The organism is Pseudomonas entomophila, assembly GCF_029478665.1.
GTDB classification, from domain to species: Bacteria; Pseudomonadota; Gammaproteobacteria; order Pseudomonadales; family Pseudomonadaceae; genus Aquipseudomonas; species Aquipseudomonas entomophila_F.
In genome coordinates this window covers 1-23,569 of record NZ_JARPQB010000010.1, presented here as the reverse complement: position 1 = coordinate 23,569, position 23,569 = coordinate 1, and the positions used below count along the sequence as shown (strand labels likewise).

The 23,569-nt window shown below is 64.2% G+C and carries 17 protein-coding genes; 5 read left to right on the top strand and 12 right to left on the bottom strand.

Going from position 1 to position 23,569, the window contains the following annotated elements; genetic code table 11:
- Nucleotides 1-75 precede the first annotated feature (75 nt).
- The 8 genes from gltB to pilM all read right to left on the bottom strand — a co-directional run bounded on the left by gltB (nt 76) and on the right by pilM (nt 11,862).
- Nucleotides 76-4,521, bottom strand: coding sequence for a glutamate synthase large subunit (gltB, locus tag P5705_RS06675; protein WP_277460095.1), 4,446 nt, complete (start codon nt 4,519-4,521; stop codon nt 76-78).
- Between the two features lie 374 nt (nt 4,522-4,895).
- The gene (locus P5705_RS06670) at nt 4,896-6,515 is read right to left on the bottom strand and encodes an SPOR domain-containing protein (RefSeq protein ID WP_277460094.1); all 1,620 of its coding nucleotides are present in this window, start codon (nt 6,513-6,515) and stop codon (nt 4,896-4,898) included.
- 15 nt (nt 6,516-6,530) lie between these two features.
- The gene (aroB, locus tag P5705_RS06665; protein ID WP_277460093.1) at nt 6,531-7,628 is read right to left on the bottom strand and encodes a 3-dehydroquinate synthase; all 1,098 of its coding nucleotides are present in this window, start codon (nt 7,626-7,628) and stop codon (nt 6,531-6,533) included.
- Between the two features lie 97 nt (nt 7,629-7,725).
- A complete protein-coding gene (gene aroK, locus P5705_RS06660; protein ID WP_213659223.1) occupies nt 7,726-8,244 on the bottom strand; it encodes a shikimate kinase AroK in 519 nt (172 codons plus the stop codon).
- 4 nt (nt 8,245-8,248) lie between these two features.
- A complete protein-coding gene (locus tag P5705_RS06655; protein WP_431196929.1) occupies nt 8,249-9,520 on the bottom strand; it encodes a type IV pilus secretin PilQ in 1,272 nt (423 codons plus the stop codon).
- On the bottom strand, nt 9,453-10,454 hold the full coding sequence (locus P5705_RS06650) for a pilus assembly protein PilP (RefSeq protein WP_277460091.1): 1,002 nt from the start codon (nt 10,452-10,454) through the stop codon (nt 9,453-9,455). Before P5705_RS06650 ends, P5705_RS06655 begins: the two co-directional genes overlap by 68 nt.
- Nucleotides 10,451-10,990 (bottom strand): PilN domain-containing protein, encoded by a 540-nt coding sequence (locus P5705_RS06645; protein ID WP_277460090.1) that lies wholly within the window; start codon nt 10,988-10,990, stop codon nt 10,451-10,453. Before P5705_RS06645 ends, P5705_RS06650 begins: the two co-directional genes overlap by 4 nt.
- A complete protein-coding gene (gene pilM / locus P5705_RS06640) occupies nt 10,987-11,862 on the bottom strand; it encodes a type IV pilus biogenesis protein PilM (RefSeq protein WP_277460089.1) in 876 nt (291 codons plus the stop codon). Before pilM ends, P5705_RS06645 begins: the two co-directional genes overlap by 4 nt.
- Nucleotides 11,863-12,034: 172 nt before the next feature.
- Between pilM and P5705_RS06635 the strand changes: the two genes are divergently transcribed.
- Nucleotides 12,035-14,485 (top strand): penicillin-binding protein 1A, encoded by a 2,451-nt coding sequence (locus tag P5705_RS06635; protein ID WP_431196930.1) that lies wholly within the window; start codon nt 12,035-12,037, stop codon nt 14,483-14,485.
- Between the two features lie 153 nt (nt 14,486-14,638).
- Here the strand turns inward: P5705_RS06635 and P5705_RS06630 are convergent, their stop codons facing one another.
- The 3 genes from P5705_RS06630 to rpmE all read right to left on the bottom strand — a co-directional run bounded on the left by P5705_RS06630 (nt 14,639) and on the right by rpmE (nt 17,126).
- Nucleotides 14,639-15,907 carry a malic enzyme-like NAD(P)-binding protein gene (locus P5705_RS06630; protein ID WP_240063943.1) on the bottom strand — a complete coding sequence of 423 codons (1,269 nt, stop codon included), beginning with the start codon at nt 15,905-15,907 and terminating at the stop codon, nt 14,639-14,641.
- A 179-nt stretch (nt 15,908-16,086) separates the two neighbouring features.
- A complete protein-coding gene (locus P5705_RS06625) occupies nt 16,087-16,908 on the bottom strand; it encodes a thermonuclease family protein (RefSeq protein WP_277460087.1) in 822 nt (273 codons plus the stop codon).
- A 2-nt stretch (nt 16,909-16,910) separates the two neighbouring features.
- Nucleotides 16,911-17,126: a 50S ribosomal protein L31 gene (gene rpmE, locus P5705_RS06620; protein ID WP_011531746.1), complete on the bottom strand. Its 216-nt coding sequence runs from the start codon at nt 17,124-17,126 to the stop codon at nt 16,911-16,913.
- A 169-nt stretch (nt 17,127-17,295) separates the two neighbouring features.
- Here rpmE and P5705_RS06615 point away from each other — a divergent pair, with 169 nt between their 5' ends.
- From P5705_RS06615 to P5705_RS06605, 3 genes are all read left to right on the top strand, one after another.
- Complete coding sequence (locus P5705_RS06615; protein WP_277460086.1) at nt 17,296-19,515, top strand: primosomal protein N'; 2,220 nt, start codon at nt 17,296-17,298, stop codon at nt 19,513-19,515.
- Between the two features lie 205 nt (nt 19,516-19,720).
- Entirely contained in the window at nt 19,721-21,457 is a 1,737-nt protein-coding gene (argS, locus tag P5705_RS06610; RefSeq protein ID WP_277460085.1) for an arginine--tRNA ligase, read from the top strand.
- Nucleotide 21,458: 1 nt separating this feature from the next.
- A complete protein-coding gene (locus P5705_RS06605; protein WP_277460084.1) occupies nt 21,459-22,163 on the top strand; it encodes an SPOR domain-containing protein in 705 nt (234 codons plus the stop codon).
- Nucleotides 22,164-22,202: 39 nt separating this feature from the next.
- Here the strand turns inward: P5705_RS06605 and P5705_RS06600 are convergent, their stop codons facing one another.
- Entirely contained in the window at nt 22,203-22,628 is a 426-nt protein-coding gene (locus tag P5705_RS06600; protein ID WP_240063947.1) for an NINE protein, read from the bottom strand.
- Between the two features lie 158 nt (nt 22,629-22,786).
- On the opposite strand from P5705_RS06600, the gene P5705_RS06595 reads away from it, so the two are divergent.
- Nucleotides 22,787-23,434 (top strand): C40 family peptidase, encoded by a 648-nt coding sequence (locus P5705_RS06595; RefSeq protein WP_277460083.1) that lies wholly within the window; start codon nt 22,787-22,789, stop codon nt 23,432-23,434.
- The last annotated feature ends 135 nt before the right edge of the window (nt 23,435-23,569 follow it).

Below are 23,569 nucleotides of genomic sequence, written 5' to 3'. Positions count from 1 at the left end.
GTCAGCCGCAAGCTGCAAGACGATCACTTGAGCCAGGCAAGCCCCGCGCACGGGGCCCGCCACTTGCAGCTGTTGTTACTGCGGGTTGGCACGGGTGCTGGACAGCAGGTGCTTGAGGTTGGCCGCCTTCGGCTTGACCAGCCAGAAGCGCCGCACGTAGTCGTCCAGGTTCTCGGAGAGCTCACGCCCCCACTCGCTGCCGGTCTCGTCCACGTACTCGCCCAGGACCCGCGCCAGATGGCTGCGGTAGGCCTCCATCGCCTCGCCACTGATACGCTGGATTTCCACCAGCTCGTGGTTGAGTTTGTCGACGAAGGTGTTGTCCATGTCGAGCACGTAGGCGAAACCGCCCGTCATGCCGGAACCGAAGTTGTAACCGGTCTTGCCCAATACGCAGACAAAGCCGCCGGTCATGTATTCACAGCAGTGATCGCCGGTGCCCTCGACCACAGCGTGGGCGCCGGAGTTACGCACAGCGAAGCGCTCGCCCGCGGTGCCAGCAGCGAACAGCTTGCCGCCGGTGGCGCCGTACAGGCAGGTGTTGCCGACAATGGCGCTGTGCTGGGTTTCGAACGGGCTGCCGGCGGGCGGCACGATGGTGACCTTGCCACCGGTCATGCCCTTGCCGACGTAGTCGTTGGCGTCGCCTTCCAGGTGCAGGTTCAGGCCACCGGCGTTCCACACGCCGAAGCTCTGGCCCGCGGTGCCCTTGAAGCGGAAGGTGATCGGCGCCGCGGCCATGCCTTGGTTGCCGTGCAGCTTGGCGATTTCGCCGGAGATGCGCGCACCGATGGAACGGTCGCAGTTGCAGATGTCGAGCGCAAACTCGCCACCGGCCTGGTCGCGGATCGCCGGCAAGGCCATCTCGACCATCTTCTCGGCCAGCTCGCCCTTGTCGAACGGCGGGTTCTTGTCGACTTCACAGAACTGTGGCTTGTCTGCCGGGATGTGCGAACTCCCCAGCAGCGGCGACAGGTCGAGGTACTGCTGACGCTCGGTGTCGCCCGGCAGCACGTCGAGCAGGTCGGTGCGGCCGATCAGCTCGCCCAGGCTGCGCACGCCCAGCTTGGCCAGCCACTCGCGGGTCTCCTCGGCGACGAAGGTGAAGAAGTTGATCACCATGTCGACGGTGCCGATGTAGTGGTCCTTGCGCAGCTTGTCGTTCTGGGTGGCCACGCCGGTGGCGCAGTTGTTCAGGTGGCAGATACGCAGGTACTTGCAGCCCAGGGCGATCATCGGCGCGGTGCCGAAGCCGAAGCTCTCGGCACCGAGGATCGCCGCCTTGATCACGTCCAGGCCGGTCTTCAGGCCGCCGTCGGTCTGTACCCGGACCTTGCCGCGCAGGTCGTTGCCGCGCAGGGTCTGGTGGGTTTCGGCCAGGCCCAGTTCCCACGGGGCACCGGCGTATTTGATCGAAGTCAGCGGCGACGCGCCGGTACCACCGTCGTAACCCGAGATGGTGATCAGGTCGGCGTAGGCCTTGGCCACACCGGCGGCGATGGTGCCCACGCCAGCTTCAGCCACCAGCTTGACCGACACCAGGGCCTGCGGGTTGACCTGCTTGAGGTCGTAGATCAGCTGGGCCAGGTCTTCGATCGAGTAGATGTCGTGGTGCGGTGGCGGCGAGATCAGGGTCACGCCCGGTACCGCATAGCGCAGCTTGGCGATCAGGCCGTTGACCTTGCCGCCCGGCAGCTGGCCGCCCTCGCCGGGCTTGGCGCCCTGGGCAACCTTGATCTGCAGCACTTCGGCGTTGACGAGATACTCCGGGGTCACGCCAAAGCGGCCGGTGGCCACCTGCTTGATCTTCGAGCTCTTGATGGTGCCGTAGCGGGCCGGGTCTTCGCCGCCCTCGCCGGAGTTGGAGCGCGCTCCCAGACGGTTCATCGCCTCGGCCAGCGCTTCGTGGGCTTCCGGCGACAACGCACCCAGCGAGATGCCGGCGGAGTCGAAGCGCTTGAGGATGGCCTCCAGCGGTTCGATCTGATCGAGTGCCAGCGGCTGGTCGGCCACTTTCACCTTCAACAGGTCGCGGATCATCGACACCGGGCGCTGGTCGACCAGCGTGGTGTATTCCTTGAACTTGTTGTAGTCGCCCTGCTGCACGGCAGCCTGCAGGGTGTTGACCACATCCGGGTTGTAGGCGTGGTATTCACCACCGTGGACGAACTTCAGCAGGCCGCCTTGCTGGATCGGCTTGCGCGCGCTCCAGGCTTCGGCTGCCAGCAGCTTCTGGTCGCTTTCGAGGTCTTCGAAGCGCGCGCCCTTGATGCGGCTGGACACGCCCTTGAAGCTCAGGCCAACCACTTCCTCGGACAGGCCGATCGCTTCGAACAGCTGCGCGCCACGGTACGAGGTGATGGTGGAGATGCCCATCTTCGACAGGATCTTCAGCAGGCCTTTGGAGATGCCTTTGCGGTAGTACTTGAAGACTTCGTCCAGGTCGCCCAGCACTTCGCCGGTGCGAATCAGATCGGCCAGCACTTCATAGGCCAGGTATGGGTAGACGGCCGAGGCACCGAAGCCCAGCAGCACGGCAAAGTGGTGCGGGTCGCGGGCAGTGGCGGTCTCGACCAGGATGTTGCTGTCGCAACGCAGGCCCTGCTCGGTCAAACGGTGATGCACCGCGCCGACGGCCAGCGAGGCGTGCACCGGCAGCTTGCCCGGGGCGATGTAGCGGTCGCTCAGCACCAGCTGGGTCTTGCCGCCGCGCACGGCTTCTTCGGCTTGATCGGCGATGTTGCGGATGGCCGCTTCGAGGCCGACGCTTTCGTCGTAGTTGAGGTCGATCAGCTGGCGATCGAAGCCTTCGCGCTCCAGGTTCATCAGCGAACGCCACTTGGCGGGCGAGATGACCGGCGAGCTGAGGATCACCCGCGAGGCGTGCTCGGGGGATTCCTGGAAGATATTGCGCTCGGCGCCCAGGCAGATCTCCAGGGACATCACGATCGCTTCGCGCAGCGGGTCGATCGGCGGGTTGGTCACCTGGGCGAACTGCTGGCGGAAGAAGTCGTACGGCGAGCGCACGCGCTGCGACAGCACGGCCATCGGCGTGTCGTCGCCCATCGAGCCGACCGCTTCCTGGCCCTGCTCGCCCAACGGGCGCAGCACCTGGTCACGCTCCTCGAAGGTGACCTGGAACATCTTCATGTACTGCTTGAGCTGGTCGGCGTCATAGCTGGCCACGCCCTGGTCGTCGGTCAGCGTCGCCTGGATGCGCGTGGCGTGCTGACGCAGCCAGCGCTTGTACGGGTGGCGCGACTTCAGGCGGTTGTCGATGGCGTCGGTGTCGAGGATCTGGCCGGTCTCGGTGTCCACGGCAAGGATCTGGCCTGGGCCGACACGGCCCTTGGCCAGGACGTCCTCAGGCTGGTAGCCCCATACGCCGATTTCCGAGGCGATGGTGATGTAGCCGTTGGTGGTGGTCACCCAGCGCGCCGGGCGCAGGCCATTGCGGTCGAGCAGGCACACCGCGTGGCGGCCTTCGGTCATGACGATGCCGGCTGGGCCATCCCACGGTTCCATGTGCATGGAGTTGTATTCGTAGAAGGCGCGCAAGTCGGCGTCCATGGTTTCGACGTTCTGCCAGGCCGGCGGTACCAGCATGCGCACGCCGCGGAACAGGTCGATGCCGCCGGTGACCATCAGTTCCAGCATGTTGTCCATGCTCGAGGAGTCGGAACCGACACGGTTGACCAGCGGGCCGAGCTCTTCGAGGTCGGGGATCAGGTCGTTGGCGAACTTGGTGCGGCGGGCCATGGCCCAGTTGCGGTTGCCGGTGATGGTGTTGATTTCGCCGTTGTGGGCGAGGAAGCGGAAGGGCTGAGCCAGCGGCCACTTCGGCAGGGTGTTGGTGGAGAAGCGCTGGTGGAACACGCAGATCGCGGTCTGCAGGCGCTCGTCACCCAGGTCCGGATAGAACGCCGCGAGATCGCGCGGCATCATCAGGCCTTTGTAGATGATGGTCTTGTGCGAGAAGCTGCAGATGTAGTGGTCGGCGTCATGGGCGTTGGCCACGGACGAACGGCGACGAGCACTGAACAGCTTGATGGCGAATTCCTGGTCGCTCAGGCCTTCACCGCCGATGAACACCTGCTCGATTTGCGGCAGGCGCTCCAGGGCCAGGCGGCCCAACACGCGGGTGTCGATCGGCACTTTGCGCCAGCCGACCAGCTTGAGACCGGCATTGACGATCTCGCGGTCCATGTTCTGGCGGGCGGCTTCGGCTTTTACCGGGTCCTGGTTGAAGAACACCATGCCGACGGCGTACTGCCTGGGCAGCTCGACGGCGAAGTGTTCCCGGGCCACGGCACGCAGGAATTGATCGGGCTTCTGCATGAGCAGACCGCAACCGTCGCCGGTCTTGCCGTCGGCGTTGATACCGCCGCGGTGGGTCATGCAGGTCAGCGCCTGCATGGCGGTTTGCAGAAGGTGGTGACTCGGCTGCCCCGTCATATGGGCGATCAGGCCGAAACCACAGTTGTCCTTGAATTCTTCGGGATGGTACAGACCTGTTTTCATAGACACTTTCTCACCAGGTTCACCTCTCAACCGGAGGCAAATCTCTTTTTTAACAACCACTTACCATCCACGCCGATCAAACGCCAGCTTTTTTGCGGTGGTCATGGAAAACCATTGTTGCACAGCGACAGCGACGCCCACAAATTTTCATGTCTCACCATTGAAAATTTATGTCGCAATTTTGAATGTTTTTGCGCCATGCGCCGTGGTATCGGCTTGGCTCGAGTCTGAAGCGTTTCAGCCAGGACTGCAAGGAAGGGCTTGTGGCCGGCAGTCTGGGACAGAAAAGCCTGCCGCGCTTGGGCGCAGCAGGCTAGTCGAAAGCTAGAAGTCGCTCAGCAACTGGGCGGCGGGGTGGTGCCGCCCGGAAGGTATCAGCGGGCCGTGGCCAGCTCTTGTTGGACGCTGCCGACGGTACGTGGCCAAGGTTTACCAGCCTGGACCTTGGCTGGCAAGTTCTTGATTGCCGCAGCAGCGGCGTCGCGGCTGGCGAAGTTGCCGTAGGTGACGACGTACAGCGGCTTGCCCTGCAGGTTTTTCTTGAAGTAGCGATAGTCGCCACCCTGCTCCTTGACGAACGACTGGGCCGACGCCTCGGAGCTGGTGCCGAAGATCTGCACCACATAATTGCCCGGTTTCTGGCCGGCATACCAGCCACTGTTACCCGCACCACCCGCTGCCGGCTTCTCCACGGGCTTGGCCGCTGGCTTGGCGCTGGCGACCTGGGTCGGGGCTGGGACAGGCTTCGCAGGTGCAACCGGCTTTGCCGGCTGGGTTGCGACAGGCTTTGGAGCCGGCGCAACCGGTTGAACCGGCGCAGCGGTGACCGGTTGCGCAGGCGCTGGCGCCGGGCTGGCAGTGGCCCCCTGCGGCGGCGCGATGGTGGTCACGGTCGGCGGCACGGCGGCCGACGGCGCAGACGGCTGCAGCGCGGTACTGCCTGCCGGGCTGCTCTCTTCGCCATCGCCCATGCCCGCGGCCTGGGCCAGTGGCTCACGCATCACCGGCTGCGACTGGCCGACCAGCGGCAGCGGCATGGGCTGGGAGGAGCCGGAGAACTCGATGGCCGGCGAGCCATTGCCAGCCTGCCCCAACGGCAGTTGGGCCTGGGCGGTAGGCGCTTCGGCCGGGGCCTTGTCGCCTTTCTTGGGCATCATGACCGCAGCACCGACGGCGACCACGACCACAGCGGACAACGCGAGCACGTGTTTCTTAGGCATTTTGAACCCCATGGATGGTCGCTTGGCCGTGGTACGGCTGGCGATCATGGTTTCGATCAAGGTATCGCGGGCGACCTGGTTGATGTTGCCAGGCCAACCGTCGGAGTTTTCGTGGATGTCGACGATCTGCTCGCGAGTGAACACCTCGATGCCCCGGCCAGCACCTTCCAGGCGCTGCTCCAGGTACTCGCGGGTCTCTTCCTCGCTGTACGGGGCCAGCTCGATGATATGGAAACGCTCCTCATCGATGTTCAGCTCTTCCAGCCCTGCGATCAGCGACGGCTCACCGAACAGGAACACGTGCGGGCGCCCTTCGGAGGTACCTGCCGCCAACTCCAGCAACGCTTGGAGTGCCGACTCGTCGAGTTGTTCCGCATCATCCACCAGCAGATAGACTTCCTGGCCGGTCAGCGCCAGTTGCACTACCTGCGTCAGAATGGCCTGCACTTCCGGCTGCGCCACGTTCAGCGACTGGGCAACCTGGCCGAGCACGCTGGCCGCATCGCTGGCACCACGGGCGGAAACAACCACGCTCTGTACCGACTGCTTGTTGGTGCTGGCCACCAGCGCCTGGCGCAGCAGGGTCTTGCCGCTGCCGACAGGGCCGGTGACCACCAGCATCAACTGGCTGTAGCGGGCCAGGTGGTGCAACTGGCCCAGCACAGGCTTGCGCTGGGCGGGGAAGAACTTGAAGCCGGGCACGCGGGGCGCGAACGGATCGTGGCTCAACTGGTAATGATCGAGGAACGCCTCATCGGCATGCAAAGTGCTCATTGCGTTGTCACAACCTCAAAGCTGGGCCACGATCGCGCGGTAATCCGCTGCCAGCGTGGCCTGAAGAATCTCTTTCGGATAGTCGTCGGTGACGACGGCCTCGCCCATCTGGCGCAGCAGCACCAGGCGCAGGCGCCCGTCGAGCACTTTCTTGTCGACCGCCATGTGCTCCATGAAATGCGCCGGGGTCATTTCCTGTGGTGGCACCACCGGCAATCCTGCGTCCTGCAGCAGGCGAATACCGCGATCACGCGCCGGCTGGTCGATCCAACCCAGGCGCATGGACATTTCCAGTGCCATCACTGTGCCGGCCGCCACGGCTTCGCCGTGCAGCCATACACCGTAGCCCATGTGGGTTTCGATGGCATGGCCGAAGGTGTGGCCGAGATTGAGCGTGGCGCGCACGCCCGATTCGCGCTCGTCTGCCCCCACCACGGCCGCCTTGGCCGCGCAGGAGCGGCGGATGGCTTCAGTCAGCGCCACGGGCTCAAGGGCGCGCAGGGCTTGCATGTTGTCTTCGAGCCAACCGAGGAAGGGCTCGTCACGGATCAGGCCGTACTTGATGATTTCCGCCAGTCCCGCGGACAGCTCGCGCTCGGGCAGCGTTTTCAGGCTGGTGGTATCGATCAGCACTGCATTGGGCTGATAGAAGGCACCGACCATGTTCTTGCCCAGCGGGTGGTTGATACCGGTCTTGCCACCGACCGAAGAATCCACCTGGGACAGCAGGGTGGTCGGAACCTGGATGAAGTCCACGCCACGCTGGTAACAGGCCGCGGCGAAGCCGGCCATGTCGCCGATCACGCCGCCACCGAGCGCCACCACGGTGGTACGGCGGTCGTGACGCGCGGTCAGCAGGGCATCGAAGATCAGTTGCAGGGTTTCCCAGTTCTTGTATTTTTCGCCATCGGGCAGCACCACCGGCAGCACCGAGTAGGCGCCTAGCGTGTTGCTCAGGCGTTCGAGATACAGGGGCGCGACGGTCTCGTTCGAGATGATGGCGACCTGCCGGCCGGCGATATGTGGCGCCAGCAGCTCTGGCTGGTCCAGCAGGCCCTCGCCAATGTAGATCGGGTAGCTACGTTCGCCCAGGTCGACCTTTAGTGTCTGCATGTATCCCCACAATGTACTTGGGCGCGGCGCCTATCGAGCGAACCACGCGATCAGGTTGAACCCCGCCTCGGCGATGGAGGCCGAGGATAGACCCCGCTTATCGGGGCGGCAACTGCTGCAGGCGCTCCAGAATATCGAGCACCACCATGCGCGGCGGCCGTTCGTCGGTTTCCACCACCAGGTCGGCAATCTCGCGATAGAGCGGGTCACGCGCTTCGAACAGAGCGCGCAGGGTCGCTTCCGGGTTGGCGGTACGCAGCAAGGGCCGGTTGCGGTCACGCGCGGTGCGCCCGACCTGCTGCGCCACCGAAGCATGCAAGTAGACCACCCGGCCGCCCGCACGCAGCGCGATGCGGTTGGCATCACGCATCACCGCGCCGCCGCCGGTGGCCAGGACCACACCGTCGAGATCACAGAGTTCGGCGATCATTGCCTGCTCACGGTCGCGAAAGCCCGGCTCGCCTTCCTTGTCGAAGATCCACGGGATGTTGGCGCCGGTTCGCAGTTCAATTTCCTTGTCGGAATCCTTGAACAGCAGGCGCAGCTCTTTGGCCAACAGGCGCCCGATGGTGCTCTTTCCAGCGCCCATGGGCCCCACAAGTATCAAATTTCGCACAGAATCAACGACTCACAGCAATCGCCTGGTCACTCATGATACGCGGAGTCAGGAAGACCAGCAGCTCGGATTTTTTCTCTTGTAATGCATCGCGTCGAAACAGCCGCCCAACATACGGCAGATCGCCGAAAAATGGCACCTTGTCGACCACATTGTTCTGCGACGTCGAATACACGCCACCAATCACAATGGTCTCGCCATCGGTGACCCGCACCTTGGCGTTGACTTCGTTCTTGCGGATGGGGGGCACGTTGTTCAGGGCATTGACGAAATCCGGCTCGTCCTTGGTCACCCGCACCGCCATGATCACCTTGCCATCCGGGGTGATCTGCGGTGTCACCTCCAGCGACAGGGAGGCTTCGCGAAACGAGATGGAGGTGGCGCCGCTCTTGGTGGTTTCCTGGTAGGGGACCTCGGTGCCCTTGAGAATGCGCGCCGTCTCCTTGTCGGCGGTGACGACCCTGGGTTGCGAGATGATCTCGCCATTGCCGCTTTTTTCCATCGCACTGAGTTCGAGGTCGAGCAGGATGTCACTGCGCAACAAGCCGACCCCTAACGCCGATGTCGCCCGCTCCACACCCAGGTCGACGAACAGTTCGCTGCCCAGGCGGCTGTCCTGGCCATACAGCGGGCCACCCCAGCGCACGCCCAAGGCCTTTTCATAATCAATGTTGGCCTCGACGATACGAGCCTCGATCATGACCTGGCGCACTGGCACATCGAGCTGGGCCACCAATCGCCGGATTTCACCCAACCGGTCCCCGGGCTGGGCAACCACCAGCGTATTGGTGCGCGCATCCACGCTCAGGCTGCCGCGCCCGGCCAGGATGCCGTCGTCGGCCAGGCTCGCCAGCAGCAGTTCGGCCAGGTCTGACGCCTTGGCGTGATAGACCGGTATCAGTTCCCGCTGCAACGGTTCAAGTCGAGCGTCCAACGCCTGCTCCAGGTGAGCCCCCCGCGACTGCTCGGCAAGCTCGGCAATCGGCGCCACCAACAGCACATTCCCCTCCTGCCGGCGCCCCAACCCCTTGCTGCGCAACACAAGGTCGAGCGCCTGGTCCCAGGGCACCTCCTCCAGCCTGAGGGTGATTCGCCCCTGGACGGCATCGCTGGCCACCAGGTTGATACCCGCGTAGTCGGCCATTACCTGCAATACCGCACGCACTTCCACATCCTGGAAGTTCAACGACATGGATTCGCCCTGAAACTCAGCCGCCAGCGCTGCCCGTACGCCCAACAGCACCAGTATCGCGCTCGCCAGCCCCGTCACTCTCATCCTTGACCTCCCCACGCGCACTCTTCCTGAGTGCCAGATACCTGGAACGCTCCTGCCAAGCACCACCGATGTACAAGCGCTCACGCACCTCGACCTGCTCGGCGCCTATGCTCACCACAACACCCTCATCACGCCCCAAAGGCTCCCCGGCCGCCACCCGATACAGGCGGCCAGCTGAACGCAACAACGCCTGGCGACCGCCAGCGCCGGACAAACTACCGACCATTTCCAGCTGCTCCAGGGGGATCCGTCCGAGCCCAGGATCAGCCGAGCCGGCACTCCAGGCCTGGAACGGATCGAGGGCCACAACAGGGAAGTTCGCTCTAGCGGGCTCGTCAGCCAGGCTGTCAGGAGGCTCAAGCGGCTCTCCTGGGTGATGGACATCTACCTGTAGCCGCGCACTGACTATCCCGGCTCGCTCGTCACCCCCGACCACATTCAGTCGAGGAACAGACAAAAGACGCAGCTGGCCAAGCCATTGCACCAGCCACGCATGTAACGCCGGGTAGCTGCCCTTTACCTGGATATCGAGGGGCAGCCTGCGGTATCCAGCCTCCTGCTGCACCTCAAGCACCTCCAGCCGCTCGAAGAGCAAGCCATGCTCGTGCCCCGAGAGCGCCAACTGATCGAGCAACTCGCTCATGCCCTCGCCCGCCGCCAGCCGCCATCGCTCCGCACGCAAGCGCTGCGCCATTTCTTCAAGCGCCCTTCGCTCGGCATCGATGTCAAAGGCCTGGGCGACCCTGGCTTCGCGCACCTGACGCAGCCGGTGCTCCGTCGACACTGCGAACTGGTAATCCTGATACACCTCACGCAAGCGGCCCAGGTAACCCACGACGCCCACTATCAGTACCAGCGACAACACGACGATGAACCTGAACAAGGGGGATCGATGCACCATCCCCTGCCAATCGAACGCCCACCTGATCGTCATGACCAACTCGCCGACAAGCGTGCCGTCATGACAAATTCGTCGCCACCCGAGCTGTGCCTGAGATGTACAAGTTCCAACCCCTGAAGCACAGCTGCCTGCTCCAGCCTGCGCATCAGCAAAGCCACTACAGATGCCGAAGCGGCCATTCCCGTCAGTTGCACTCGATCACCCTGCACATCCAGCTCGTGCAATCGCGCCCCCTCAGGCATGGCCATCTCCAGGCCTGAGAAAAGCGCTGGCAGCAAAGCCTGCGTCGCCCTGAGCCTGGACAACGCCACGTACTGCGCAAGCACGGCGTTACGTGAAGCGCGCAGATGCTCAACCTGTGCCTGCGCGGTATCGAACCCTTCCAGTTCGCGCTGCAGAGCAGAGATCACCTCATGCTGTCGAACCAGGCGTGACTGCATGCTCTGATCGAACAGCATCACCGCGACGACTGCCAGCACCAGGCTGGCCATCAGCACACCCCGGAACTGCCGCACAACCGTTACTCGGCGCAACTCACGCCAGGGCATCAAGTTCAGACGCACCCTCATGGCCGCAAGCCTCCCAAAGCCAGCCCGCATGCCAGCGCCATGGATGCCGCAAAAGTGTCGGACTCGGCGCAGCCCGCTAGCGGCGAGGGGCGCGCGAGGCGGCACCGCACACCCAGTTGCTCAGCCAATTGCCCGGCACGCTCGGTGTCTGCGGCGCCGCCTGCAAGCACCACCTGCCCCACGCGCTCCCGCGCGCCATGCAACGACCAGAGACGCTCGACGCTCTCGAGCCATTGCCCCGACGAATCCAGGAGCAGGTGCTGACGCAGGGGGACAAGATCACGTTGCCAACCATGCAGCACGATTTCGCCAGCCTCCAACTGCAATAGCACCGAATCGGCCGGCGCTGCGAGCTCCGATGCACGCAACAGGGCGAAACTGTCGACCTCCATGGCCGCTACCTGCATCCCCGCCTGGTTGAATATCTGCTCGAGAGGGTCAAGCTGGCTTTGCCGACAGGCGGCCACCAGGACATCGGCATGGGCAGGTCTCTCGGCAGACACTCCCAACACCTGGAAATCCAGGGCCAGATCATCCAGCGGGAAGGGAAACAATTGCTCGGCCTGGGCAAGCAACTGCGCCTCGGCGTCGAACCCGGCGGCTTCGCACGGCAGCTGACAGACCTTGCAGATCACCTGTGATGCCGGCAAAGCCAGCGCCACCTTTCGCTGCGGTGTCGCACAGCGTCGGTGAGTCTCACGCAACGCTTCTGGCAGTTGCGATTGGCCCAACGTCATCGTAATCGGCTCGCAGGCCCAGGTAGCGACTCGCCAGCGTCCGCGTTGGCGGCGCAATTGCAGCATTCGTATGGTGTCGGAGGCGATTTCCACCCCCAGCAGTGAACCGGCATCCCTGCCAAAGCGTCCAAGCATGGCTGTCCCTTCCTGGTCACGGCGAGCCGGCGCGATTGCGGCGCCAGCGGTCATCGCCAGGCCCCGACCGGTCACCCGATGGGGCGAAAAGTGCTTATAATGCCCAGCGAATTTTCCCGTCCGCTGGCCCTGCGCGCCCTCCACTCCTCAACCTGGACACCCAAAAGCCTTGATACGCCTGCTGAAGTTCTTCTGGTGGTCTTTCGTCGCAGTCATCTGCGCGCTCGTACTCGGTGTGAGCGGTGCGTTCCTGTATCTTAGCCCCAGCCTGCCCTCGGTCGATTCGCTGAGAAGCGTCCAGTTGCAAATCCCCCTGAGGGTGTACAGCAGCGACGGCAAGCTGATTGCCGAGTTCGGCGAGATGCGGCGCTCGCCGATCAAGTTCCAGGAAATTCCCCCACAGTTCATCCAGGCGCTTCTGTCCGCTGAAGACGACAACTTCCTCAACCACTACGGTGTCGACCCCAGCAGCCTGATGCGCGCGGCCACGCAACTGCTCAAGTCCGGGCATATACAGACCGGCGGCAGCACCATCACCATGCAGGTGGCGAAGAACTTCTTCCTGAGCAGCGAACGCAGCTTCTCGCGCAAGACCAACGAAATCCTGCTGGCACTGCAGATCGAACGCGAGCTGACCAAGGACGAGATCCTCGAGCTGTACGTCAACAAGATCTACCTGGGCAACCGCGCCTACGGCATCGACGCTGCGGCACAGGTGTACTACGGCAAGTCGATCCGCGACGTCAGCCTGGCGCAGATGGCCATGATCGCCGGCCTGCCCAAGGCACCATCGCGCTTCAACCCGCTGGCCAACCCGGTGCGCGCCAAGGAGCGCCGCGACTGGATCCTCGGGCGCATGTACAAGCTCGGCAAAATCGACGATGCCAGCTACCAGGCCGCCCTGGCCGAGCCGCTGAACGCCAGCTACCACGTGCCCACCCCGGAAGTGAACGCGCCGTATGTCGCCGAGATGGCCCGCGCCGAGATGGTCGGGCGCTATGGCAGCGACGCCTATACCGAAGGCTTCCGCGTCACCACCACCGTGCCCAGCGACATGCAGCAAATGGCCAACAATGCCGTGCTCAACGGGCTTTCCGAATACGACGAGCGCCATGGCTATCGCGGCCCCGATGCACGCTTCCCGGGCAAGACCCGCGCCGCCTGGCTGCAGGAACTGGGCAAACAGCGCACCCTGGGCGGGCTGGAGCCGGCCATCGTCACTCATGTCGAGAAAAGCGGCCTGAAGGTGATGACCCGCGCCGGCCTGGAAGAAGAAGTTGCCTGGGACACCATGAAATGGGCCCGCCCTTATCTGAACAGCAACTCGCAGGGCCGTTCGCCGCAGTCACCGGCCGATGTGGCACAGGTTGGCGACCTGGTGCGCCTGCAACGCCTGGAGAACGGCAAACTCAAATTCAGCCAGGTGCCCGGCGCCCAGAGCGCACTGGTTACCCTCGACCCTTACAATGGTGCGATCCGCGCCCTGGTCGGTGGCTTCTCCTTCGAGCAGAGCAACTACAACCGCGCCATGCAGGCCAAGCGCCAGCCGGGCTCCAGCTTCAAGCCGTTCGTCTACAGCGCCGCGCTGGATAATGGCTATACCGCCGCCAGCCTGGTCAACGACGCACCCATCGTGTTCGTCGACGAGTACTTGGACAAGGTCTGGCGCCCGAAGAACGACACCAACACCTTCCTCGGCCCGATCCGCATGCGCGAGGCGCTGTACAAGTCGCGCAACCTGGTCTCGATCCGGCTGCTGCAAGCGATGGGCGTCGACCGCACCATCGACTACATCGCCAAGTTCGGCTTCAACAAGCAGGACCTGCCGCGCAACCTGTCGCTGGCGCTCGGTACCGCGACCTTGACGCCGATGGAGATCGCCACCGGCTGGAGTACCTTCGCCAACGGTGGCTACAAGATCAGCCCGTACCTGATCGACCGCGTCGAGAGCCGCAACGGCGAAACCCTGTTCACTGCCAACCCGGCGCGCGTGCCCCAGGGCAGCCAGGACCAGGCCGGCCTTGCGGCGCCGGAGCAGCCGATCAGTGTCGCGCCGATGCCAGGGGAAGCCCCCTCGGCCTTCGGCCAGGTGGCCCCGACACCTCAGGCGCCGGCTATCGCCGAGCAGATCATCGACGGACGCACCACCTACATCCTCACCAGCATGCTGCAGGACGTGATCAAGCGCGGCACCGGCCGCCGCGCCCTGGCCCTGGGCCGTGGCGACCTGGCAGGCAAGACCGGCACCACCAACGAGTCCAAGGACGCCTGGTTCTCCGGCTACAACGCCGACTACGTCACCACCGTCTGGGTCGGTTTCGACCAGCCCGAGACGCTGGGCCGCCGCGAGTATGGTGGCACCGTGGCGCTGCCGATCTGGATGAGTTTCATGGGCCAGGCGCTCAAGGACAAACCCGAGCATGCGCCGGCCGAGCCCGAGGGCATTCTCAGCCTGCGCGTCGACCCGGTCAGCGGCCGCGCGGCCACCCCGAGCACGCCGAACGCCTACTTCGAGCTGTTCAAGGCCGAGGATTCGCCACCGTCGGTGGATGAGCTGGGCAATGGCGCGGCGCCTGGCAGCCCGCTGCCAGCGGATGAATCGGCACCAATGGACCTGTTCTGACCCATCGACCTGTTCGCCGGCAAGCCGGCTCCTACACAGTCAGGTAGGAGCCGGCTTGCCGGCGAATGGCCCTGACAGCGCTCACTGAACTCGAGACAAACAAAAAGCCCCGGCTCTCACGAGCCGGGGCTTTTTCATGACGCTACGACCGGATCAGCCGTTGAACACGTCATCCACGCTTTTCAGCGGGTAGTGCTTCGGATACGGCAGGGTCGCCACGCCGGATTCGATGGCGGCCTTGGCCACGGCATCGGAAACCACGGTGATCAGGCGAGCATCCAGTGGCTTCGGAATGATGTACTCGCGACCGAACTCCAGGGCCTGCACGCCATAGGCCTCGCAGACTTCCTTCGGTACCGGCAGCTTGGCCAGGTCCTTCAGGGCGATGGCGGCGGCAATCTTCATTTCTTCGTTGATGCGCTTGGCGCGAACGTCCAGGGCACCACGGAAGATGAACGGGAAGCCCAGCACGTTGTTGACCTGGTTCGGGTAGTCGGAACGACCGGTGGCCATGATCACGTCGCTGCGGGTGGCGTGGGCCAGTTCCGGGGCGATTTCCGGGTCCGGGTTCGAGCAGGCGAACACGATCGGGTTGGCGGCCATCGACTTCAGGCCTTCAGGGCTCAGCAGGTTCGGGCCGGACAGACCGACGAACACGTCGGCGCCATCCAGGGCGTCAGCCAGGGTGCGCTTGTCGGTGGTGTGAGCGAACTGGGCCTTGTACTGGTTCAGGTCGTCGCGGCCGGCATGGATCACGCCGCTGCGGTCGATCATGAAGATGTTCTCGACCTTGGCGCCCATGCTCACCAGCAGCTTCATGCAGGAGATGGCCGCGGCGCCGGCGCCCAGGCAGACGATCTTGGCGTCTTCGAGCTTCTTGCCGGCGATTTCCAGGGCGTTGATCATGCCGGCCGCGGTGACGATGGCGGTGCCATGCTGGTCATCGTGGAACACCGGGATGTCGCACTGCTCGATCAGGGTGCGCTCGATCTCGAAGCACTCAGGCGCCTTGATGTCCTCGAGGTTGATGCCACCGAAGGTGATGGAGATGCGGCGCACGGTGTCGATGAAGGCCTGCGGGCTTTCCGACTCGACCTCGATGTCGAACACGTCGATACCGGCGAAACGCTTGAACAGAACACCCTTGCCTTCCATGACCGGCTTCGAGGCCAGCGGGCCCAGGTCACCCAGACCAAGGATCGCGGTACCGTCGGAAATCACCGCAACCAGGTTGCCCTTGCCGGTGTACTTGTAGGCCAGCTCCGGATCACGGCCGATCTCGCGCACGGGTTCGGCGACGCCTGGGCTGTAGGCCAGGGCGAGGTCGCGGGCGGTGGCGGTTGGCTTGGAGAGCTCGACGCTCAGTTTCCCCGGACGAGGCTGAGCGTGGTATTCGAGAGCGGCGGTTTTCAGGTCTGACATGATGGGCATTCCGCTATTTACTGTTCTGACGGACCGCCGAGGATACGCAAAGAGCCGGGGGGCGACAAGACTGCCCGGTCACTATGTGTCAAGGCCTCTGGCCTACGACTTTACGCTATAACCCACGGGGCTTACGGAACCCAGTGTGTACAATCCAATAGCAAACTGTCTACAAGTATTTAACCGGAAACAGGCTCCAGCATGCTCGGATCGGTCAATGGCAACAGCCAGCGTTGCTGCCCGGGCCTGAGCCCACCCTTGCGGGAACGATCCAGCACCCAGCCACGCGCCTCGACCTGGCGTCCCTTGAGGTTAGCGAAGAAGCTGGCAGGGAAGTTGCGCTGCAGACGAGCGGGAATCTGCAGCACCACCGAGTCGTCGAGTTCCAGCCAGACACCGCCACGATTGCGCTCGATGACCGTGACTTTACCAACAATCACCGCAAACCCTGACTGCCGCACGTGCTCCGCAGGCAACACCGGCGACGCTCGCCAGAGCCCGAACCTCGCCTTTCGAGCGGCTTGTTCCGCTTGCTGCTGACAGCTGGCCAGCTCGACGTTGGGTGCGATCGCTACCCGGTAGCCAAGCCCTTCGCTGAGCAATTGTGCTTCCAGATTGTCGCCAGACCGACCGTACAGGTGCGCCAGCGTGCGGCCGTACTTGTCCTTGCCCTCGACACCCGGGACCAGCCCGATACGACCATCACTGGCCTTGACCAGCGCCTGCAACCGCCGCTTGGCGGCCTCGGCATAGGGTTCGCTGGTTCGCCCCTTGCGGCCGATCTCCGGCGCATTGATGCCGATGAGCCGTACGCTGCGGCCATCAACCAGGCGCACGGTGTCGCCATCGACCACGCTGCGCACCGCCACCTGCTGCGGGCTTTCAGGCAGCGGGCAGAAGGCCTGGGCCGGAAAATGCCAGATCGCGCCCACAAAAAAGGCGCCCACAAGGGGCGCCTTCTTTTGCAGCAGCGCGAACCTCGAGAGATTCGCCATGCGCATGATTACTTCTTGGTACCGAACATACCGAAGCGATCGGCGAACTTCTGTACGCGACCACCGGTGTCCAGGACTTTCTGCTTACCGGTGTAGAACGGGTGGCACAGGTTGCAAACGTCGATCGCCAGGACGCTGCCCAGGGTCGAACGGGTTTCAAACTTGTTGCCGCAGCTGCAGGTGACTGCAACTACTTCGTAGTTCGGATGAATATCTGCTTTCATGGTCACTTCCTCGAGCTGCGTGCCGCCACCCAACACCTATTGTTGAATACCGCACGTAATTAGGCGGCGAATAATACCAGAGCGCCAAGCCAACGCAAGTTGTCGCTTGCACCGACCGTCGTCTGCTAGGCTCGCCTGATTTGTGAAACGCCCTCCAGAGACCTTCCGCGTGTCCGACGTCATCCTGCGCCTCGCCCTGCCCTCGCCCCTGCGTCGCCTGTTCGACTACCGGGCGCCCGCGAGCATGGCGCGCCAGGCACTGACCCCCGGCATGCGCCTGCGCGTGCCGTTCGGCCGTCGCGAGATGATCGGCGTGCTGGTGGAGGTCGCCGACAAGAGCGAGGTGCCCGCCGACAAGCTCAAGCCGGCAAGCGCCCTGCTCGATCCGGTTTCACCGCTACCACCGGCACTGTTCAAGCTGTGCCTGTGGACCGCCCAGTACTACCAGCACAGCCTGGGGGACACCCTGAACTGGGCGCTGCCCACGCTGTTGCGCCAAGGCGAGGCCGCCGAAGTGCGCCAAGAGCGCTTCTGGCATGTCGCGCCGGGCGCCCGCCTGGACGACCCACGCATCACCCGCGCCCCACGCCAGCGCGAGGCGCTCAAGACCCTGTCGCAACATCACCACGGCGTGGCCCACAGCGTGCTGGCCAAGATGGGGTTGAACAAGGACAGCCTTGACCTGCTGCTGGCCAAGGAGCTGGTCCAGGTTGAAGTACGCCGCCACCTGCCGCCAGCACGCCACGAGCACTGGCTGGCCCGGCCGGAACTGCCGCTGAACGAAGAGCAGCGCGCCGCTTTCGAGGCGGTGCGCTCGGGCTTTGGCGCATTCCACGCCTTTCTTCTGGCCGGCGTCACCGGCAGCGGCAAGACCGAGGTCTACCTGCAACTGATCCGCGAGACACTGGAGGCCGGCAAGCAAGCGCTGATCCTGATCCCCGAGATCAACCTCGGCCCGCAGACCCTGCAACGTTTCGAGCAGCGTTTCAACGCACGTATCGCCCTGCTGCATTCAGCAGTGGGCGACCGCGAGCGCCTGGACGCCTGGCTGGCGGCCCGCGATGGCGAGGCGGATATCATCATCGGGACTCGCTCGGCGCTGTTCACGCCGATGAAGAACCCAGGCCTGATCATCATCGACGAAGAGCACGACGGCTCCTATAAACAGCAGGAAGGCCTGCGCTATCACGCGCGCGACCTGGCCGTGGTGCGTGCGCATCAGGAGAACATCCCGATCCTGCTGGGCTCGGCCACCCCTTCACTGGAAAGCCTGCATAACGCCCACAGCGGCCGCTATGGCCTGCTGCGCATGAACCAGCGCGCCGGCGGTGCCCGCGCCCCGCGCTTCCTGCGCCTGGACGTGCGCAGCCTGCCGCTGGACAGCGGCATCAGCGGGCCATTGCAACAGGCCATCCGCCAGACCCTTGAAGCCGGCCAGCAGGTGCTGGTTTTCCTCAATCGTCGCGGCTTCGCCCCCACCCTGCTGTGCCACGATTGCGGCTGGCTCTCGGAATGCCCGCGCTGCGACGCACGCATGACCGTGCACCAGCGCTCCGCCGTGCTGCGCTGCCACCATTGCGGCTATGACGAACGCCTGCCGCTGCAGTGCCCGCAGTGCGCCCACGTCGACTTGCGGCCGGTGGGTGCCGGGACAGAACGCGCCGAGGAGCGCCTGAAAGTGCTGTTCCCGGACTATCCGATCCTGCGCGTCGACCGCGACAGCACCTCGCGCAAGGACGCCATGCACAACCTGTTCACCACCATCCAGCGCGGCCAGCCGAGCATCCTGGTGGGCACCCAGATGCTGGCCAAGGGGCACCACTTCCCCCGCGTCACCCTGGTGGCCATCCTCGATGCCGATGGCGGCCTGTTCTCCGGCGACTTCCGCGCCAGCGAGCGCATGGCCCAGCTGATCGTACAAGTCGCTGGCCGCGCCGGGCGCGCCGAAGAACCGGGCAAGGTCATCGTGCAGACGCACTTGGCCGACCATCCGTTGCTGGTGCAACTCACCGAACAGGGCTATTTCGCCTTCGCCGAGCAGGCCCTGAGCGAGCGCCGCGCCGCCGGCCTGCCGCCGTTCGCCCACCTGGCCCTGTTGCGCGCCGATGCCCATAAGCCAGGCCAGGCGGAAGCCTTCCTCGACGAAGCCTGCGCCGCCGCCGAGCGCGTGCTCGCCGAACAAGGCCTGCACGGCATTGAGCTGCTGGGCCCGGTCCCGGCGCCCATGGAGCGACGAGCGGGACGGTTCCGTGCGCAACTATTGCTCCAGGCCAATGCCCGGGCGCCGCTGCATCGACTGATCAGTGCGTGGTTGCTAGTGTTGGAGCAGATGCCTTCGGGGCGGCAGGTGCGCTGGTCGCTGGATGTCGACCCGGTCGACCTCTATTAACACCCCCGGTAGGAGCCGGCTTGCCGGCGAACAAGGCAACCCGGTGCTCACGGGTAAACCCGCTCCTGCAGGGGGCGCAGCCGCCTGCCGGGACATACATTCCCGCCCCAAAGGTTGGCAACCCGCCCTCGGCAACGGATAATGCCCAGTTTTTCCACCTGCGCATCGAAGCGCTCACCGCGCTTGCGGTCGAAAAGAGAAGCCCATGAAAGACACCATTCGCCAGCTGATCCAGCAAGCCCTCACCCAACTCGTCACCGAAGGTGTGTTGCCTGAAGGGCTGACGCCGGCGATCCAGGTGGAAAACGCCCGGGACAAGACCCACGGCGACTTCGCCAGCAACATCGCCATGATGCTGGCCAAGCCGGCCGGCATGAAGCCGCGCGACCTGGCCGAGAAGCTGATCGCCGCCCTGCCGAAGAGCGACGACATCACCAAGGTCGAGATCGCCGGCCCTGGCTTCCTGAACTTCTTCCAGAACACCGACGCCCTGGCCTCCCGCCTCGACGCCGCCCTGGCCGACGGCCACCTGGGCGTGCGCAAGGCCGGGCCGAGCGAAAAAGTCGTGATCGACATGTCGGCGCCGAACCTGGCCAAGGAGATGCACGTCGGCCACCTGCGCTCGACCATTATCGGCGACAGCGTCGCACGCGTGCTGGAGTTCCTCGGTGACGACGTCATCCGCCAGAACCACGTGGGCGACTGGGGCACCCAGTTCGGCATGCTGCTGGCGTATCTTGAAGAAAACCCGATCACCAGCGACGAACTGTCTGACCTGGAGAACTTCTACCGCGCGGCGAAGAAGCGCTTCGACGAGTCCGAGGAATTTGCCACCCGCGCCCGCGGCCTGGTGGTCAAGTTGCAGGCCGGCGACCCAGACTGCCTGGCGCTGTGGACACGCTTCAAGGACATCTCCCTGTCCCACTGCCAGAAGACCTACGAGCTGCTCAACGTCAAGCTGACCATGGCCGACGTGATGGGCGAGAGCGCCTACAACGACGACCTGGCCAACGTGGTCGCCGACCTGAAGAGCAAAGGCCTGCTGGTTGAAAGCCAGGGCGCCCAGTGCGTGTTCCTCGAGGAGTTCAAGAACACCGAAGGCGAGCCCCTGCCGGTGATCGTGCAGAAGGCCGACGGCGGCTACCTGTACGCCACCACTGACCTGGCCGCCGTGCGCTACCGCAGCAACCAGCTTCAGGCCGACCGCGCCCTGTATTTCGTCGACCAGCGCCAGGCCCTGCATTTCAACCAGGTGTTCGAAGTGGCCCGCCGTGCCGGCTTCGTCGGCCATCCGATGAAGATGGAGCACATGGGCTTCGGCACCATGAACGGCGCCGATGGCCGCCCGTTCAAGACCCGCGATGGCGGCACCGTCAAGCTGATCGACCTGCTCACTGAAGCCAAGGAGCGTGCCTACGCCCTGGTCAAGGAGAAAAACCCGAGCCTGGCCGAGGACGAACTGCGCAAGATCGGTGAGGTGGTGGGCATCGGCGCGGTCAAGTACGCCGACCTGTCGAAACACCGCACCAGCGACTACAGCTTCAACTTCGAACTGATGCTCAACTTCGAAGGCAACACCGCGCCATACCTGCTGTACGCCTACACCCGCGTGGCCGGTGTGTTCCGCAAGCTCGGCAAGGGCTTCGACGAAATCGACGGCAACATCGTGCTGCAGGCCGCCCACGAGCAGGACCTGGCCGCGCGCCTGGCGCAGTTCGGCGAGATCCTCAACAACGTCGCCGACAAGGGTACGCCGCACGTGCTGTGCAGCTACCTGTACGACCTCGCCGGCCTGTTCTCCAGCTTCTACGAGAACTGCCCGATCCTCGCCGCCGAAACCGCCGAGCAACAGCAGAGCCGCCTGCGCCTGGCCGCCCTGACCGGTCGCACCCTCAAGCAGGGCCTGGAACTGCTCGGCCTGGAAACCCTGGAGCGCATGTAAGTTGGCTGCAAAGAAGAAACCCGCACCCAAGCGTGGCGCCAGCCGCTCCCAGCCGCCTGCCAGCAAGCAGCCGATCCCGGGCTGGGTATGGCTGGCGGTCGGCCTCACGGTCGGCGCCTTCATCGTCTTCCTGATGAAGCTCGAGCCCGGCGGTGACGACATCAAGCGCACCAAGCCCGAGCAGCAGAAGCCGGAGAAGGTCGCCGAGGCGAACAAGGCCACCACGCCCGCACTGCAGCAGCCGGTGAAGCCGAAGTACGACTTCTACACCCTGCTGCCGGAGTCGGAGGTGATCGTGCCGCCCGAGGCAGTGCCGGAGAAAACACCGCCCGTACCAGCGCAACCCCCGGTACCGAGCACACCGGTGACCCCAGCGGAAGCGGCGAAAATCGACACGGCTCGCGCCCAGGCGGCATTGCTGGGGCAAACGCCACCACCCGCGCCACCGGTGATCAAGCCGGCCGCCACCACTCAGTTCTTCCTGCAGGCTGGCTCGTTCCGCAAGCAGGCCGACGCCGACAAGGTCCGCGCGCAGATCATCCTGCTTGGCCAGGCCGTGAAGGTGGAGTCGGGCACGGTCAAGGACGAGACCTGGTATCGGGTGATGGTCGGTCCGTTCAGCAACCGCGAACAGCTGACCGTGGCGCAGAAGCAGTTGGCAGGGGCAGGCTTCAGCAACCTGCTGCTGCAACAGCGGCGCCAGTAACTGAAAAGGCCTTGTCGTCGGTGGCGACAAGGCCTTTTTTCATGCCCGCCGACGCTCGGCGTTTACCTGCGAAATCTGGCTGTTGAGCGTCCAGAAGTCATACAGCACACCCAGCAGGAACACGCCGCCGGTGAACAGGTAGATCAATGCGCTGATCCACTTGCCCTGGTACAGGCGGTGCACGCCGAACACGCCGAGGAAGGTCAGGAAGATCCACGCCAGGTTGTAATCCACGCCGCCTGACTCGAAGCGCATGTCCGCCTCGCGGTCCATCGACGGGATCAGGAACAGGTCGATCAGCCAGCCGATACCCAACAGCCCAAGGGTGAAGAACCAGATCGTCCCGGTGATCGGCTTGCCGTAGTAGAAGCGGTGCGCGCCGGTAAAGCCGAAGATCCACAGCAGGTAGCCGAGCACCTTGCTGTGGGTGTCATGCAGGGGCGCCCCCTGTTGATAACCATTCATTCGAAGCCCTCGCGGGATAGCTGAAAATTTTCTAACGGAAAATGTGACTTTTTCGTTTTGACCCGACGTATGGTACGGAACCAAACGACCAGTGGATCAGAATGAGATCAAAAAGCTGTTATAAAGTTGCGCGCCAACACTTATAAAGAGCTTCATCTATGCCGCCTTTCCTCAAGACATGGCTGACCCTCTGCCTATTATTGCCCCTGGCCGCCCACGCCACCAATCGTGAGCAACGTCTTCCCAGCGGTTTCACCGGTTATACGACCAACGCCGACGCCACGGTGAAACGCGCCCCGGTCCAGTACCGCAAAAGCACCCTGAACGTGCAGGCCCGCCCGAGCAATGCCGCCAAGCACCAGGCGCTGCAGGCCGTGGCCATGTCGCCCAAGCAGAGCAGTGAAGTGCTCAGCCGCGCCGTGAACGTGCTCGGCACCCCCTATCGCTGGGGCGGCAGCACACCGAAGAAGGGCTTCGACTGCAGCGGCCTGGTCAAGTACGCCTTCAACGATGTGGCCGACGTCGACCTGCCGCGCACCTCCAACGCCATGGCCCAGGGCCAGGGCGTGAAAGTGGCGCGGGACGACCTCAAACCGGGCGACCTGATCTTCTTCAACATCCAGAGCCGCCGGGTCAACCACGTCGCCATCTACCTGGGCAACGATCGCTTCATCCACGCGCCACGCACCGGCAAGCGGGTAAGCATCGACAGCCTGGAAAAGCCCTACTGGCAGAAGCGTTACGTGGTGGCCAAGCGCGTGCTGCCCAAGACTCAACAGCAGACGCTGAGCCTGGCCAAGCGCTGAGTAAAAATTCGGCACGCTCCTTGTAGGAGCGGCTTTAGCCGCGATGCAGGCACCACGGTGTGTGGCACCCACTTTGTGGGTGATCGCGGCTCAAGCCGCTCCTATGTATGGACTCGCCCACACTGTCTAGCTGCT

Coding starts and splice junctions, on each gene's coding strand:
- gltB (WP_277460095.1), bottom strand. CDS start 4,521: ATGAAAACAGGTCTGTACCATCCCGAAGAATTCAAGGACAACTGTGGT.
- P5705_RS06670 (WP_277460094.1), bottom strand. CDS start 6,515: ATGAGCACTTTGCATGCCGATGAGGCGTTCCTCGATCATTACCAGTTG.
- aroB (WP_277460093.1), bottom strand. CDS start 7,628: ATGCAGACACTAAAGGTCGACCTGGGCGAACGTAGCTACCCGATCTAC.
- P5705_RS06655 (WP_431196929.1), bottom strand. CDS start 9,520: ATGAGAGTGACGGGGCTGGCGAGCGCGATACTGGTGCTGTTGGGCGTA.
- P5705_RS06650 (WP_277460091.1), bottom strand. CDS start 10,454: ATGACGATCAGGTGGGCGTTCGATTGGCAGGGGATGGTGCATCGATCC.
- P5705_RS06645 (WP_277460090.1), bottom strand. CDS start 10,990: ATGAGGGTGCGTCTGAACTTGATGCCCTGGCGTGAGTTGCGCCGAGTA.
- pilM (WP_277460089.1), bottom strand. CDS start 11,862: ATGCTTGGACGCTTTGGCAGGGATGCCGGTTCACTGCTGGGGGTGGAA.
- P5705_RS06630 (WP_240063943.1), bottom strand. CDS start 15,907: ATGTCAGACCTGAAAACCGCCGCTCTCGAATACCACGCTCAGCCTCGT.
- P5705_RS06625 (WP_277460087.1), bottom strand. CDS start 16,908: ATGCGCATGGCGAATCTCTCGAGGTTCGCGCTGCTGCAAAAGAAGGCG.
- rpmE (WP_011531746.1), bottom strand. CDS start 17,126: ATGAAAGCAGATATTCATCCGAACTACGAAGTAGTTGCAGTCACCTGC.
- argS (WP_277460085.1), top strand. CDS start 19,721: ATGAAAGACACCATTCGCCAGCTGATCCAGCAAGCCCTCACCCAACTC.
- P5705_RS06600 (WP_240063947.1), bottom strand. CDS start 22,628: ATGAATGGTTATCAACAGGGGGCGCCCCTGCATGACACCCACAGCAAG.
- P5705_RS06595 (WP_277460083.1), top strand. CDS start 22,787: ATGCCGCCTTTCCTCAAGACATGGCTGACCCTCTGCCTATTATTGCCC.